Below are 16,326 nucleotides of genomic sequence, written 5' to 3'. Positions count from 1 at the left end.
GGGGTGGGCATCCCTGCTCGCCAGAATCTACCTTATAAAAATGAAATATGCTGTATATGATTTACCTGATATAAGAAAACCAGGGAATAATACTAAGTATCAGATAGAAGATGCCGTGATATCTGCTTTATCAGTCTTTTTCACTCAATCTCCCTCTTTTTTGGAACTAAAAAGGTGGTTAAGAAAGAACCCTAAAAATAAATATGGAAGTCGTGTAACTCTTTTGGGGGATGATTTATACTCTCATCAACCAATCTGTGAATTAGCTCTCAAACAAGATTATAATTTGATTTTTGTTTGTCTAAAATCTTCTCATCAAACCTTATATGAATGGCTAGATTTTCTCGACAACAATGGAGAAGTAAAAACCGTAGAAAAGAAAAAATGGGATGGACGAAAAAATCTAATTTATCGTTATCGTTATGCATCTAGACTTCCATCTCAACATCAAACAAATTCTCGAACTGCTATAAATTTTATTCAATCTAACGATATATCAACACAAGCTGACTTACCTACGTTAATTAGACGTAAACAAAATTAGAGCAATGATTAATTATATTTAATTGTTGTGATGAAAATTGAGATTTTGTACTAATTTATAAATAGCGAGCTTTCCGGCTCACACTACAAAAAAATAATTTTGCAATTTCGGGATGGTCTAATTAGATAAATCTATAATGCATAAATTCTATATTTACGGAATTTCATTATTGTTATTAAAAGCAATTTCCTTCCAAAGAGAGTTGCGAATCTGGAAATAATTATTGTAGTTAAAAAATATGAAAGTTAAAGCTTTTCATTATATCACAGGCAGTTTCCAAGAGAAAAGTATTGTACCTGTTGAAGAAAATCTTTTTTGTTGTTTAATTGGTAGACATCCCAATTGCGATTTTATTCTTAATAGTCCCGAAGTCAGTCGCGTACATGGTATTATTCTATATCAGGATAAAAAGTATTATTATATCGATCTTGCTAGCACCGATGGTTCTCGCATTAATAATCAAGATGTGGAAGTAAACCAAAGCTTTCTGTTACAATTCGGTGACGTTATTCGAGTTGGTGATTTTTTTGTATTGTTTGAATTTGAAGACACAAACTTAGATACCGCTATCGCTCCAACTCAAAATTTATTGTGTCAGAAGAAAGAATTTATAGTTAGATGTTCTAAAATTATTCAAGAAACCCATGATGTCAAAACCTTTTGCTTGATTGCAGAACCACCAATTTTATTTAACGATATATCGTTTAATTACAAACCGGGGCAGTTTGTCATCTTGGATTTGGAAATTGGCGGTAAACAAATTAAACGTACTTACTCTATTTCCTCAAGCCCTTCACGACCTTATAATTTACAAATCACCGTTAAGCGGGTTTCAACAGGTTTTGTTTCCAATTGGTTGCACGATAACTTTGTAGTTGGAAATAAAATCAAAATTAGTCCCCCAATGGGCGATTTTAATTATTTTGAAAATTCTTACAAAAAACTTTTATTTATCTGTGCTGGTAGCGGGATTACACCTTTGATGTCTATGTCTCGTTGGCTTTACGATACCACAGCCGATTACGACGTAATTTTCATCTATAGCGATCGCACGCAATCCGATATTATATTCCGAGAAGAGTTAGAGTTGATGGCATCGAGAAATTCTAATTTTAAATTGGCTATTACTTTAACGAACGATGAATTTGATTCAACTTGGTCGGGGTATAAAGGCAAATTGAATGAGACAATGTTATGGGAAATAGCTCCCGATTTTGGGGAACGTAATGTATATGTTTGCGGCTCGGAAGGTTTTCTTGAAAGCGTTCAAACTATGTTCGAGTCACTAAATTTCCCGATGCACAATTATTCTCAGGAAAGTTTTGGGTTATCGAATCCTAAACCCGATTTAACATCGAGACTGCCAAACTTAAAGATACATCCCGAACAAATTCAGAGTGAACGCAAATGTTAAAATTGATTGATTTTAGTGAATTTTCTCAGGTATCAGTCAATCAAAATCGTAGGGAGTTGGGAGTAGGAGAATAAAGCATAATAATTCTTGAATGATTCAATATGTGCTGTACCTGACTGTGCAGGAAATCGGCTGTAAAATTTCTCCTTGTCCCCTTGTCTCCCCCTTCGGGTTGCGCCACTTGCTCGTACTGCGGGAACCTCCGCAACGCAGTGGCTTACCATCCCCCCATCTCCCCCTCTCCCCCTCTCCTCTTCCCCCATATCTCCCTCTCTCTAAACAAATTTCGCTATACTTAGCCAACAGTCGGAAGCTTAATGAAGTACATTAAGCATACGCTCAGCTAAAATAAATCCATGTCACAGAAAAATGAATACGCTGTAGAGTTCCGTGATGTTACTCTCAGTCGCAATCAACGTCCTATGGTATCAAATCTAAGTTTTAAAATTCGTGAAGGAGAAGCATTAGTACTCTTAGGACGTAGTGGTAGCGGCAAAACTACAACAATGAAGCTGATAAATCGCCTGTTTCGTCCTACGGAAGGTCAGGTAATATTTGAAGGTACGCCAACAACTCAATGGGATGAAATCAAGCTAAGACGCAAAATTGGTTATGTAATTCAAGAGACAGGTTTGTTTCCTCATTTTACAATCGAACGTAACGTAGGTTTAATTCCTTCATTGGAAGGTTGGAATTCTAAAAAAATTAAAGAACGAGTTTTTAAATTATTGAAGTTGGTAGGTTTAGAACCCGAGCAATTTGCTTCGAGATATCCTCACGAACTTTCTGGTGGACAAAGACAGCGGGTAGGTGTAGCGAGAGCATTAGCTGCCGATCCTCCGGTATTATTAATGGATGAACCTTTTGGTGCATTAGATCCAATTACAAGATTAGAACTTCAGCAAGAGTTTAAACGGTTGCAGCAGGAATTAGGTAAAACCGTTGTTTTTGTAACTCACGATATTCAAGAAGCCTTTGTTTTAGCAACAAGAATTGGTTTAATGTACGGGGGAGAACTGGTATTTTTGGGAACTCCAGAGGAATTCAAAAGTACTTCGCATCCAGAAGCTGTTGCTTTTCTTAAATGTTTGGAAACAGCTGTTTGATTTTGGATTTTGGATTTTGGATTTTAGATTGTTTTTCATCTCTTTGTCCAATACCCTATTCCCTATTCCCTATTCCCTATTCCCAATATTATTTTACAAGCATGAATAATTTTTTTCTAATTAAATACGGTTCGGAAATTATAGAACGCAGCATTGAACATTTGGTGTTAGTGATTATTGCGATCGCGATCGCCACAGCTATAGGTATTCCATTAGGGATTTTAATTACTCGTAATAAAGCTCTTCGTCAGCCTATTTTAGGCATTGCGAATATTCTCCAAACAATTCCTAGTTTGGCTTTGTTGGGTTTGCTGATTCCAGTTCCTATTATTGGCGGAATTGGTCCGGTTCCGGCAATTTTCGCACTTACTTTGTATTCTTTTTTGCCCATAATTAGAAATACTTACACTGGCATCATGAATGTAAATCCGGCGATTCGCGAAGCTGGGCGCGGGATGGGAATGACAGATAAGGAATTATTGTTTCAGGTAGAAATTCCTTTAGCATTAGGAGTGATTTTGGCGGGTGTACGAGTTGCAATGGTAATTGGTATCGGAATTGCAACTATTGCAGCAGCGATTGGTGCTGGTGGTTTGGGAGTCTTTATTTTTCGCGGAATTTCTTTGGTAAACAATGAGTTGATTCTAGCTGGTGCAGTTCCTGCTGCATTCATTGCGCTGATTGCAGACTTAGGGATTGGAGCGCTCGAACGTAGTTTGACTAAGGGAAAGACTTAGTTGGGAGATGGGGAGAACTTTAGATTCTTAACTCCTAACTACTAACAACTAACTACTAACAACTAACTACTAATTACTATGAAGAAATTTTTTACACTTTTAATTGTTTGTTTGTGTGTGAGTTTGGGGTTTGCTGGGTGTGGTATTACCTCGAATGGTAACGGTGGAGATATCGTAATAGCATCAAAAGGCTTTACCGAACAAGATATTTTAGTAGAACTTTTAGCGCAGCAAATTGAGGCAACCAGCGATCTAAAAGTTGACCGTAGAACCTTGAAAGGTACTAAACTTTGTCATGAGGCTCTTGTTGCTGGAAGTATTAATGCTTATATAGAGTATACGGGAACGGCTTTAACGACTATTTTGAAGAAAAAGGTCATTGATGACCCAAGAAAAGTTTACAATTCGGTCAAACAAGGTTACGAGAAACAGTTTAATTTAGAAGTGACGCAACCTTTGGGTTTTGAAAATACTTATGCAGTTATAGTTCGCGGTGAAGATGCGAAGAAATACAATATTGAAAATATTTCAGAGGCTGCGAAATATGCACCTAAGTGGGATATTGGCATTGGTTATGAGTTTGCTGAAAGAGAAGATGGTTTACCAGGATTAGTTAAAGCTTATAATTTAAAGTTTAAGGGAAGGCCCAAAAGTATGGATTTGGGTTTGATATATCGAGCATTAACTCAAGGCTTGGTGGATGTAGTAGTTAATAACTCTACCGACGGACAAATTGCTCGTTTGGGTTTGGTGATATTAAAAGACAATAAGAAATATTTTCCACCTTATGAAGCTGCACCGATTGTGCGTAAGGAGACTTTAAAAAAATATCCGCAGTTGCAAAAACCTTTATCTCAGATAGCTGGAATTCTTACTGCCGATGAAATGCAGCAACTAAATTATGAAGTTGAAGGTGAGTTACGCAAAGTGAAGGAAGTTGTCAGCGAGTTTCGTCAGGCTAGAGGTTTGTAGGAGAGATGGGGAGATTATATCACTAGTAATAATTTCTGGAAATTCTCACAGGTGAAAGTAAGGTAAAAGTAAGTTCAAGCTGTAGAACCAAAAGCTAGATATTTTTTTGGGAGTATAAGATATTTTTAAGAGCTTGCGAGTATTTCTAGAGAAAAATATTCCCTTAATTCCTACAATTACAATTGCTAGAAAAGCAGGTGATTAAATGCTGTAGTACTTTCTAAAAGTGATGCTTTGTACCGTGACAATACAGTAGAGGTTATAATTGTGAACAATTTAAATACTAAGTGTAGGTAAAGTTTTGCAACTTATTGACAAATATACTTTTCCCAAATCTGTTGCAAATGGAACCTTATTAACCAGAGGATTCTTCGTAATTAATTGTTCCTGAGCCGCTAACGTTTTTGATATTGCTTTCTGATATGTTAAATACGTTGCTATAGGGTAAAATTTCTTGTGGTTTATCTGGTTTTTGCTCTGGCTCAAAACTGGTTGGACTTTTAGCAGCAGATTTCCCCTTTGTTTTCAAGATGGGAGTGAGATACTCAGGAATACCTACTAGCTGAATGGCAATTCGTCCGAGTTCATAAGTATCCTCAATGGATAGCTCATTCCCTAAACCCTGATAAAATGCTTGGGAAAACTTGATGGCTGCGCGATCGCCAATTGCCTTATTCATGCCAATCACATAATCAATGTGCTGATGAATTGCCTCAGCTTGAGCTTCTGAATAGCAGGCATTGAGCAAAACACACTGAATTTTATCTTTAAAAAGTTTAAATAGCTGCGCTAAGGCTTCTGTACTGACAAACTGCACTTCTCCTAAGTCATTCTCTAAGACTAATCCTTCAATTCCTGCTCCATGTCCGGAAAAGTGAACAATCTGCGGTTTATACTTGACGATGGCGGATACTAAATCGTTAGGGCGTACAGCCCACTGCGAGATAATTTCAAATTGATCTCGCAATTTTGCCCGTTCTAAGGCTTCGTAGATTCCCCGTACTTCTTCATCTAAGCGCAATTTGTTTGTATTTTTCGGGTTTGCAGCCAAGATGAGAATATTAATTTTCTCTTTATTCATAGTTACTTTTGTTAAAAATTGTTAACACAGCATTTTCCTGAATGCCAAGTGTAAATCTTGGAAGACAATATTTGCTTACTTAACTTGCTTGGTTAATCCATGGAGAAAGGCTATTACTCCACTCCACAATTCCTTTAACAATTCCCTCAGCTATTTCGTCTTTTCGATTCTCCAATAGTTGACGTTCTTTCGGATTTGTCCAGTACCCTACATACAAAACCAGGGAGGGGATAATCACGTCACGACAAAATCTTAAACCCTGATTCCGAACTGCTGTATCTGGCTGTGTACCTCGATCATTTAAATCAGGAGGTACGGGAGGTAGGTTGTTTACGTTGTTCAAAAGTGAAGTCAACAGTGTTTTAGCGTCACTTTTTCGCCCATCCTTGTAATTTGGAAGGTTTACATAGTAAACGGTTGCTCCTCCTACTTCATTAGGTTTTAGATCATTAGTATTTTGATAATAATAGTTTGTTACTATTTCTATTGCCACATCTCCAAGTTGATAATTATTCTCTATTACTTGTTTATTGGTTTCTTGTTGAATCCAACTAATAGACTTATCTAAGGTTGTCGTATCTTCTCCTCGGAGATATTTCCTATTTTCTTGTGGGACATATTCTGGTTGAAAATTGTAGTTAAAGTTTTCAATAGATTGATTTGTAGAACTTAATTTGTTAAATATTTTTTTCAGAGTTTCGGGATTTTCCAGTAATTCTCCAATTTTTTCACCTATATAATTTGTTAGTTCAGCTTCTTTTATCATCTCATCTTTAAATCTTCTTCTCTCACGACCTGCTAAAATATATATTTTCCTTTTTATTGTTGGTTGTTGATTAACAAAATCATCTAAAAACTTTCTTGTCTCTGTATCTTCCTGTTTTTCTAAGTGTGCAACAATTTGATTAATTCGTACACCTAAATTTCCCCCAACGATAACTTTTTTTTCTAAAGATTTTTCGACATCATCATCTTTATATTCAACTAACATTCCATGGTGTAAGGCAACTAACTGCCATCTGTTATTAAAAACAGGACTACCTGATGAACCAAAATCAGTATCGGTTGTATATTGGATAAAATTTTTATATATTGATTGTACTCTATTGTCAGAAATGACTATTTCCTTCTGTCTACCTCGTGGATGCTGAATTATATTTACAGATTCTCCAGCAAATCCACCAAGTTTAATAGCACTTTTTTGTAAGTCTTCTGAAAGACGATTAAAAATTTCTGAATCTTCTAAGTTTAAAGGTGGTGATATCAAATCATCATCTTTGAGCATTGGTAGCCATCCAAAATTATCACCTGCTTCCTCGAAGGCTAGATTAAATTCATTCCTCTTCTGCTTTTTTTCTGGTTCAGTGGATTTATCAAAACTAAACGGATGAAGCTTGACAATAGTATAATCAAGTTCTGATTCTGGACTGGTCTTGAAAAAGCTAGGATCGAGATAATATTCTATTCTTGGCTTTCTATCCCGTCCGAACTCATCTTTTTCATATTTAAATTGGACAATGCAAGATTTTGCCTCTGCCTTATTAGGCAAGACATGATGGTTAGTTAATAAATAATTTCTGCCTACTAAAAAACCTGTACCTATTGGTACCCAAACTGTATTTTTCTCTTTATCTTTCATCTGATTTTGAAAATTTTCATCTTCAATAGCTTCTGAAACTGTCGTATAGGGTTCCCAGAATTTCTCATCCAAATCAAGCTCATCTGAAATAACATCAAGTATTGAAGGAAAGGCTTTGGTATTAGTATTTTTAATACGCTTAATTATATCTTCAATTTCATACTTGTTCTTGATTAAGCACACTGCTGCACTACATCTCAAAGCACCTTGTAAAAATGAAAATGGGAGATAATTTGGACTACCAACTGATAAAGAGGGAAACTTTTTGATTACAGCTTTGCGTTTTTTAATTATCTCAACTATCTTATGATTATCTATTTTTTCTTCTTCCAACGAGAAACTTATAAGTTCTCCTGCTTCTGGTATATTTTCAGTAATAAATCTACAAACTATTCCATCACCCACCCGCTCACAAACTTCTTTTGTGAATGTCTCATAATTATTAAGTGCTATATTTAGTAATCTGTAAATTTTCATATAATTTTCTTCCTGCAAAAATATTTAATTGGGCTCAATTGTGGATTTTAAATAAGATGAATAATTACTCTTATGTCTACGGAAAAAAGTTTTCCCAAGCTTCTCTAAGCTCTAATTTTCAGCTAGCAGTTTGCGGACAGTCTAGAATCTATAGATTTATAATTTCAGGTTTCATGATTTTGCTTGCCATATTATCAGGCAGCACATTAGGTGTATTCAGTGGTTTGTTAGGTCGCTCTTTCGTTTTACTACTGCAAGGAGATAAAAATTCTTTTTATATGATTTTTGCAGTTTTAGTTTCAATTATCTGGCTCCTTGAGACAAGTCATTACAGTGTGAGTAATGGTTTATGGAAAGCTAGTGCCAGTACTTTAACAATACTTGCTGTTTCATTAGCAATTGTCAAAATAGGAGTTATCAAAATCTTTGAATTTTTACCTCTATTCTTATCCTTTAATCTAGTCTTCTTAGCACTATCGGCTTTTATTTCCTTTACCGCTAGTTTATCTTTTGCATTATTTTTTTCTTTATTTGGAAATCGCCATCAACATTTCAGAAAAATGACGATTATTATGATAATAATAATTCTGTCTGTTGTAGTTGCTTACTTTTTTAATCAATCTCCTTCCAATAATGGGGTATTAACTTTAGATGACTTTGCCATCACAAAAATGCTGGCTGGAATGATATTTGGATTTGTTTTTGTAAAAGCAAGTTATAAAGTGACTAATTTTAGTCATAAAGTCAACCCCAATTTCTTATTTTTGAAAAAATGGGCGATTACCTTAAGTACTTGGGGGAGTACATCTTTTTATAATTTAGATTTGAGCAGTATAGATTTTACTAGTGCTATAGTAACAAATACTGACTTAAGAGCAAATAAATTTTACAGAACTTGTTTAAGAAATGTAAAAGGTTTAGATAGAGCTAGAGTAGACAATCGTTACATAGATTTAGATAATCCCAAGGTACAAAAACTACTAATAGAAGGATGTAGCAATAATACTGATTTCAGTTATTTAAATTTACAAGGAGCATGTTTGAGAGATGATGCGATTTTGCGAGACTTTAACTTTACTAACACGAATCTCAACGGAGCAGATTTAAGTGGTGCTGATTTACGAGATGCGATTTTGGTACGCGCTCAATGTGTAGACGTTGACTTTACAGATGCAAATTTGACCGGAATATGTATCCAAGATTGGAGTGTCAACAATCAAACCTGCTTTACTAACGTCCAGTGTGATTACATTTACCGCAAGTTAAATGATAAAGGAAAGCCATGTGATCGCTACCCATTAGACCGCAACTTTGAACCTAGAGAATTTGAATCCCTCTATCAAGAAGTCGGTAATGTTGTTGAATTAGTTTTCAAAGAAGGATTAAATTGGCGTGCTTTCGCCTTCACCTTACAAAAACTCCAAATAGAAGATGACGGTTTAGGATTAGAACTAAAGGGAATCGAGAAACGAGGAGATTTATGGGTTGTTAAGGTAATTCATAATGAGAATGTTTCTAACCATGAAGTAGAGAAACGCCTCAATTCTTCCTACGAACAGTTACAAAAATTGCTTGCTTCTAAAGAACAGCAAATTAATCAACTACTAGGAATTGCTGGGAACCAAGCAGAGACCATTAAAGAATTTAGCAAACGTCCATTTGGTAATAGTTTCTCCATTACAGGTAGTACCATTACTAACCTCGCTGGTTCTGGACAAATAGAATACGATGAAGCCGCCGAACAAGTTCGCAGTATCGTTGCGAATAGTTCCAACCCAGTGGAAATCACAACCAGCGTCAGGAATATGAGAACTCAACTCCAGGGACAAAAAGTGGCGACAACAGCACTCACTCAGGCGGAGCTGATTAAGCAAGTGCTTTTGAGTGAGGCAGAAAAAGATGATATTTTCAAACATCTGCTCATTTTACAAGGTCAGCAGCTTCCTGATGCAATGCTAGATGGAGTATTTGCCACTGCGATTCAAGAAGCGGTCGCGCAATTGGGTTAGGCTCAATAGCAGTGAATGAATTTCGCTACCATCAGTAGACCAAAATTTTTGCGATTATTAAAAAAGGTAGTTCCCAACTATACAGTTTGGGAAAGATGTATACTTATCATTCGATAAATGTTTTCTAATAACACTGCTCATATAGAGTAATAACAGGCTGTGTAACAAATTAATATAGTGAGATTTCCGTGCGTCACCGTTTATGACTTCTGCTCAGCATTAGTTCAGTGCCGAGTTAAAAATCTGCTCTGCGGTAAGGTTTAATTCTGGAAAACAGGCAGATATTATTTGCTTATTTCCTCTAAATAAAGTTTTAACATATTCCCCATCTACCAACTCACAAACAAAAATAGCAGGTTGCTTGGGATTACCAATAAAATCTCGTCCTCCCAAACCTGCGTAATCTACAATCCAATATTCAGGAATGCCCATCCTTTCATAATCAGCAAACTTTTTATAGTAATCGTCGCGCCAATTTTGACTCACTACCTCGATTAGTAAAGGAACTGATTCTGGTTGCTGTACGGTAGAGCATTTTTCCCACAACTCTTCATTTTTTAAATTGTTGCGGTTGATAACAAGTACATCGGGACAGTAGGTAAAATTAGATTCTCCATCAGAAAAACCTACTAATGCCGTTTTGGGAATATTATATGGAAGATTCAATCGGGTAAATTCGATACCAATTTGCAAACCTAAAAAACCTGTTACATTTTCATGTTTACCTGAAGGTTGTGCCATCTCAATGATTATTCCATTATGTAGCTCATAGCGATTACCATCGGGTTTTTGCTCCAGAAACTCCTGAATGGTTAATAGTTTTTGCTTTGAAGGTGCTTGAGTCATTCGATTTTAGATTTTAACAACGGATGTTTTTGTTTTGGATTTTAGATTGAGCCTATATTTTAAGTGAAGGGTTTGAAATAGCAATAGTTTTTATTTTTTACTTATAGCAGTAAACGGCAAAAACTTTGCTGTCACCTCTGCGTTTACCTCCGCGCCCCTTTGCGTTAAAAAACTATTTCTTAACCAAATCCTCCTCAACAAACTTCGCCGTATTCTTAGCCGATTCCAAAATCGTCATCAATCCACTACCGGGATGCACTGCTCCACCAACCCAATAAAGTTTATCGATATATTCCGAACGAATTGGAGGACGAAATGGGCCAAGCTGCAACCAATTATGGCTCAGATTAAAAACAGCACCTAAATATACTGAATAATCATTCTGCCAGTTATTAGCCGTATAGCAAGTCTCGCTAACTAGATGTTTTTCTACTCCATCAAAACCCAATAACGGCAACCTTTTAATAATTAAATCTCGATAACTTTTGGCTTTTTTCTCCCAATCAATACCATATCCAGTGTGGGGAATTGGTACTAAAACATATAAAGTAGAATGTCCTTCGGGTGCGTTGCTCGAATCTACCGGAGTCGGATTACATACGTAAAATGGTGGATCAATTTCATCTAAGGCTGAGTCATTCACAAACGGTTTTTCCTGTTTACGAATATGTTCGGATAAATAGAGTTGGTGATGGGGTAAATTATCATAGCGTTTATTAATACCTAAATACAGCATGAAGGTAGAGCAAGAAAACTGTTTTTTAGCAAAGAAATTTTCGGTGTATTTCCCTTGTGCTGTTTGAGGAATTAAAGTTTGTGCCGCACGAGCAAAGTCGGCGTTTACTATTACAGTATCTGCTTTTATTAGTTCTCCATTTTCAAGTTCTACTCCTTGCACTTGACGATTCTCCAACCATACCTGTTTTACTGGTGTATTTAGATGGATTTTACCCCCTAAATCTTGGAATCCTTGGGCTATTGCTTGAGCTAAAGCGCGAAATCCTCCTTGGGGATGCCAAACACCAAACGCCATTTCGATATAGGGAATTAAACTAAATACGCTGGCGCTTAAGGTTGGATGCATTCCCAAATATTTGGCTGGATACGAAAGAGCATAAACCAATCGCTCATCTTGAAAAGCATTCCAAAAGTGTTGATAAAGCGTTTCCCAAGGTCGAAATCTCAAACCCGTACCCAGTTCGTCGAGTCGCATATATCCCAAAATAGAACGAGCGGGTTGACTAAGATAAGGTTCGTAACCCGCGTCATACTTCTTTGTTTCCTCCGCATACCAACGTTCAAAAGCTGCTGGTAAATCACTACGAAAAGCCGCTAGTTGATGCTTTAATTTATCAAAATCGGTGGTAAGTTCTAATGTAGAATCGTCCCAAAAGCGTAATTTTGTATAAGGTTCTAAACGAGTGAAAGTTATATAATCTTCCCGTTTTAGTTGGGCACTAGCAAATAAATCGTCGTAGAGATGCGGTAATTGCAGTATAGTTGGGCCGGTGTCGAAAGCATAAGCACCATCTTGAAAACCGCGCATTCTTCCACCAACGCGACTTTCAGACTCAAATATTTCTACGTGGTAGCCCTGACCTTTTAGCCGTAACGCTGTAGCTAATCCACCCGGCCCCGCACCTACAACAATAACTTTTTTACTCATGATTGCTTGCCCCTTGATTGTTAGTAAATTCTTTAAAATATTAAAAAACAGAAATACATGACTCAATCATATAATAAATTAGTAATGAATTCACAACTGATAAATTTAATCGGAGCAAGTGCGATCGCCATTTCCGACAGTATCCAAAAAGCTGCTGAGCAAACTACGGGAAATACGGCTTCTTTCCCGGCTGCACTAGTGATTATTGAGCGCTATCCTAAAATTACAGTAGATTTATTAGGACAGTATTTACAGCTTTCTCAATCTGGTGCAGCTAGGTTGGTAAAGCGTCTGGTAAATCAAAATTTGGTGGAGCGTCATCAAGGAAATGACCGTCGTTCTGTTCATCTACAGCTTACCTCAGATGGAAAAGCGATGTTTGATAAAATTCAGCAGGCTAAGATTGAGGCTGTATCAAAATTACTTAAGCCATTGAACAAAGAGGAGCAGCAATTGTTATTGAGTTTTTTATCTAAAATGGCATGGGAATATAGTAATACTGAAATTCAAGAAGAATATATTTGTCGTTTTTGTGATATTCATAAATGTCCGTTGCCAGGTTGTAGGGAAAGGGTGGAAGATTGGGAGGAAAAAGATTGATAATTTTTTTGAAACGCAGAGGGATGTAAAGGAAAGCGCAAAGGAACGCAGAGTTTTTAAATGATAAGTATTTTAGTAAACTTTGTATTATATTTTGCCGATTCATCAATTTCTAATAGCAGACTCATCTTATTTTCAGGATTGTAATTCATAATGAATCATAGATTAGTTGTGCATCTTAATTATAAATAATGAAAAACAGTACAATATCAACTCCCAAGCAAAAGAAAGATATTGCTAAAATTATTGCCAGAAATTTAAGTTTTACCTTTGCTTCTGGCTGTCTTGGCGGATTTGTTAATTCTATTGCGGTTTGGCTGTTCGGTTTAGCTGGAATAACAGCACTATTTAACGTGCAAATTGCTTTTACTTTGACGGCATCTTGGCTATATCCTCGGATTGTTTGGGGTGGAATTTGGGGTTTTGTGTTTCTTTTACCTTTCTTCCCAAGAAAATATCTGTATAAAGGTGTTTTTTTGAGTTTGTTACCAACTTTAATTCAACTTTTTGTTGTGTTTCCTCTGAAAGCTAATAAAGGAATAATGGGTGTTGAATTAGGAAGTCTTACGCCAATATTTGTCATATTTTTCAACTGTATTTGGGGAATAACAGCAGCTTTTTGGCTAAAAATCTGTAAATAAATTTTTGACGTTAGCGATATGTAGCCTTATATTGGCATTTTATTGATAATTTGTTCATGTATTTACTAAAATGATGTATCAAGATACTCTGAAAAAAGAAAAATATTTGCTTTGGGGAAATGGCAATAGAAGCATAGCTACGGCTAAAATTTCGATTATTATTCCTACTCTTAATGAATCAAAAAATATTCAAGCTACTTTAAGTAGTACTCAAATTAGCACGAATGTAGAAGTTATTGTAGTCGATGGTGGTTCTAAAGATAATACTGTTGATATCGTAGAATCTTTAGGTGTAAAAGTTATAACGGGTTATCAAAATCGCGCTCGTCAAATGAATGCGGGTGCAAAGAATGCGACGGGTGATATTTTGCTGTTTCTTCATGCCGATACAGTTTTACCTGCCGATTTCGATGCGATGATTCGTACCGCAATGCAACAACCGTTAACAGTAGCGGGTGCCTTTGCTTTGCGAATCAATGCAACACAACCAGGTTTGCGATTGATCGAATGGGGAGTAAAATTACGTTCAAAATGGTTTAATATGCCTTACGGCGATCAAGCTATTTTTATGACTAAAGATAAATTTAATGATATTGGCGGTTTTCCAGAATTGCCTATTATGGAAGACTTTGAACTAATACGCAATTTAAAAAGCTTAGGTAAAATTACTTTCATTCCAGTACCAGTCATCACTTCACCGCGTCGCTGGCTGAAAAAAGGAATTTTGCAAACTACTTTAATAAATCAAATTGTAATTATTGCTTATTTTCTAGGAGTTTCACCCCAAAGAATTCGTAGCTGGTATCGTGGGGAAAAACTAATTAAGCATAATCGCGATTCTCAGGTTGATGATTTAAGTTAAGAAATAGGAATTAAGAGTTAGGAATTTATAATTTTGACCTTTAACAGCTTACAACTTTTAAAATAGCAGCCAAAATTGGCATTTACATGAAAAACCAGTACAAACATTTTGTTAAACCAATATTGATAGGTTGCTTTATTACGATTCTAATTATTATTGGCAATCATTTTAATTTACAAGCGCTTTTTAGTAAATCTTTATTGTGGGTAGATAGTCTTGGTTGGTTAGCGCCAATTGCATTCATAGTTATCTACAATCTTGCAACATTACTGTTTATTCCAGGTTCCTTGTTAACTTTAAAAGGTGGCTGTTTGTTTGGTTTTCTGTGGGGTTCAATATATGTTTTGATTGCTGCAACTATAGGAGCAACATTTGCATTTTTGGTTGGACGTTATATATCTCGCGATTGGGTATGCAAGCAAATAGGTAATAAACCTAATTTTAAAGCGATAGATAAAGCAGTTGCAAAAAATGGATTAAAAATAGTTTTTTTAACTCGATTATCTCCTATCTTTCCGTTTAATTTATTAAATTATGCTTTCGGAGTTACCCAAGTCTCTCTAAAAGATTATATTTTAGGCTCTGTTGGGATGATTCCAGGAACTGCAATGTATGTTTACATGGGTTCGTTGATAGGTGATATTGCGATGAAAAACCCATCTATTCCAAAAAATCCGGAAACACAATTTATCCAATTGTTGTTACAAGGAGTTGGATTAATAGCTACAGTTTTTGCAACTTTTTATATTTCTAAAGTAGCGAAAAAAGCTTTGGAAGAAAGTACGAATTAATTATAATATGGGGCATTTGGGATTGGGCATGGGGAATTTGAAATGCAGGATTAGCGATTGGAATTATTAACTAATTTCTAACGCATAAGTTCTAACAACCAACAACTAGTAGCTAATAGCTAATAACTAATAACTAAAAAAATGAATAAAATTTCTCGGTTTAGTCTATTTGCTGTAATTGCATTTAGTATGGTGATTCTGTTAAATGCAAATCCGGCTTTCGCTCAAGATGTAAATAATACACAAGGTTTTAGTCCTCAACTCTGGCTAAAAAATGCTTTGGAATGGATTAATGAACAAGGTGCAGTGGGTGGAATTGCCTTCATATTACTTTACATTGTCGCTACCGTTGCTTTTTTACCAGGCTCTATTTTAACTTTGGGTGCGGGGGTAGTTTTTGATGTTTTTCTAGGTTCTGTATACGTTTTTATCGGTGCAACAATTGGCGCGATCGCAGCTTTCTTGGTTGGACGATATATAGCCAGGGGTTGGGTTGCAAAGAAGATTGCTGGGAATGAAAAATTTGCCGCAGTTGATAGTGCTGTGGGTAAAGAAGGTTTAAAAATTGTGTTATTAACTAGACTTTCTCCAGTATTTCCCTTTAACTTATTAAACTATGCCTATGGCGTTACCGGAGTTTCTTTGAAAGACTATGTTTTAGGAACTATCGGCATTCTTCCCGGAACCATTATGTATGTTTATTTGGGTTCTTTAGCTGGTAACATCGCCACAATTGGAACCGGAGAACAACCGAGCAATCCGACTGTCGTTTGGGCAATTCGTATTATTGGTTTTATTGCCACAGTTGCAGTTACTCTATATGTAACCAAAATTGCGAGAAAAGCTTTAGAAGAATCGACAGCTATCAGTGAGCAGTAATCAGTTATCAATTACCAATTACCAATTACCAACTAACAACTAACAACTAACAACTAACAACT

14 protein-coding genes and 1 pseudogene are annotated in these 16,326 nt (G+C 36.0%); 11 read left to right on the top strand and 4 right to left on the bottom strand.

From position 1 onward, the window contains the following. Positions 1–58 precede the first annotated feature (58 nt). From ACM03V_RS19255 to ACM03V_RS19235, 5 genes and pseudogenes are all read left to right on the top strand, one after another. Positions 59–460: pseudogene (locus ACM03V_RS19255) on the top strand (ISNCY family transposase); the annotation flags it as partial. Between the two features lie 322 nt (positions 461–782). Beyond that, entirely contained in the window at positions 783–1,958 is a 1,176-nt protein-coding gene (locus ACM03V_RS19250; RefSeq protein WP_414622409.1) for an FHA domain-containing protein, read from the top strand. A gap of 356 nt (positions 1,959–2,314) precedes the next feature. Next, on the top strand, positions 2,315–3,064 hold the full coding sequence (locus tag ACM03V_RS19245) for an ATP-binding cassette domain-containing protein (protein WP_414622408.1): 750 nt from the start codon (positions 2,315–2,317) through the stop codon (positions 3,062–3,064). A gap of 101 nt (positions 3,065–3,165) precedes the next feature. After that, entirely contained in the window at positions 3,166–3,801 is a 636-nt protein-coding gene (locus ACM03V_RS19240) for an ABC transporter permease (protein ID WP_414622407.1), read from the top strand. Between the two features lie 78 nt (positions 3,802–3,879). Then, entirely contained in the window at positions 3,880–4,773 is an 894-nt protein-coding gene (locus tag ACM03V_RS19235; protein WP_414622406.1) for a glycine betaine ABC transporter substrate-binding protein, read from the top strand. Between the two features lie 355 nt (positions 4,774–5,128). On the opposite strand, the gene ACM03V_RS19230 is transcribed toward ACM03V_RS19235, so the two are convergent. Next, complete coding sequence (locus ACM03V_RS19230) at positions 5,129–5,854, bottom strand: CHAT domain-containing protein (protein ID WP_414622405.1); 726 nt, start codon at positions 5,852–5,854, stop codon at positions 5,129–5,131. 79 nt (positions 5,855–5,933) lie between these two features. After that, on the bottom strand, positions 5,934–7,970 hold the full coding sequence (locus tag ACM03V_RS19225; protein ID WP_414622404.1) for a trypsin-like peptidase domain-containing protein: 2,037 nt from the start codon (positions 7,968–7,970) through the stop codon (positions 5,934–5,936). A gap of 56 nt (positions 7,971–8,026) precedes the next feature. Here ACM03V_RS19225 and ACM03V_RS19220 point away from each other — a divergent pair, with 56 nt between their 5' ends. Next, positions 8,027–9,979 (top strand): pentapeptide repeat-containing protein, encoded by a 1,953-nt coding sequence (locus ACM03V_RS19220; protein WP_414622403.1) that lies wholly within the window; start codon positions 8,027–8,029, stop codon positions 9,977–9,979. A 219-nt stretch (positions 9,980–10,198) separates the two neighbouring features. Here the strand turns inward: ACM03V_RS19220 and ACM03V_RS19215 are convergent, their stop codons facing one another. Both ACM03V_RS19215 and ACM03V_RS19210 read right to left on the bottom strand, forming a co-directional pair. Then, entirely contained in the window at positions 10,199–10,825 is a 627-nt protein-coding gene (locus ACM03V_RS19215; RefSeq protein ID WP_414622402.1) for a Uma2 family endonuclease, read from the bottom strand. A 172-nt stretch (positions 10,826–10,997) separates the two neighbouring features. Further along, positions 10,998–12,491 (bottom strand): phytoene desaturase family protein, encoded by a 1,494-nt coding sequence (locus tag ACM03V_RS19210; protein WP_414622401.1) that lies wholly within the window; start codon positions 12,489–12,491, stop codon positions 10,998–11,000. A gap of 57 nt (positions 12,492–12,548) precedes the next feature. Between ACM03V_RS19210 and ACM03V_RS19205 the strand changes: the two genes are divergently transcribed. The 5 genes from ACM03V_RS19205 (at position 12,549) to ACM03V_RS19185 (ending at position 16,264) form a co-directional block, all read left to right on the top strand. Continuing rightward, on the top strand, positions 12,549–13,091 hold the full coding sequence (locus tag ACM03V_RS19205; protein ID WP_414622400.1) for a MarR family winged helix-turn-helix transcriptional regulator: 543 nt from the start codon (positions 12,549–12,551) through the stop codon (positions 13,089–13,091). Between the two features lie 191 nt (positions 13,092–13,282). Beyond that, positions 13,283–13,732: a hypothetical protein gene (locus tag ACM03V_RS19200; protein WP_414622399.1), complete on the top strand. Its 450-nt coding sequence runs from the start codon at positions 13,283–13,285 to the stop codon at positions 13,730–13,732. A 70-nt stretch (positions 13,733–13,802) separates the two neighbouring features. After that, positions 13,803–14,594: a TIGR04283 family arsenosugar biosynthesis glycosyltransferase gene (locus ACM03V_RS19195; RefSeq protein WP_414622398.1), complete on the top strand. Its 792-nt coding sequence runs from the start codon at positions 13,803–13,805 to the stop codon at positions 14,592–14,594. Between the two features lie 86 nt (positions 14,595–14,680). Beyond that, positions 14,681–15,385 (top strand): TVP38/TMEM64 family protein, encoded by a 705-nt coding sequence (locus tag ACM03V_RS19190; protein ID WP_414622397.1) that lies wholly within the window; start codon positions 14,681–14,683, stop codon positions 15,383–15,385. 189 nt (positions 15,386–15,574) lie between these two features. Next, positions 15,575–16,264: a TVP38/TMEM64 family protein gene (locus ACM03V_RS19185; protein WP_414622458.1), complete on the top strand. Its 690-nt coding sequence runs from the start codon at positions 15,575–15,577 to the stop codon at positions 16,262–16,264. Positions 16,265–16,326: the final 62 nt, after the last annotated feature.

This window comes from Calothrix sp. CCY 0018, from assembly GCF_963920925.1.
Taxonomy (GTDB): Bacteria; Cyanobacteriota; Cyanobacteriia; order Cyanobacteriales; family Nostocaceae; genus Rivularia.
Note: the sequence above shows the minus strand (reverse complement) of the source record. Positions and strands in the feature narration are given on the sequence as shown.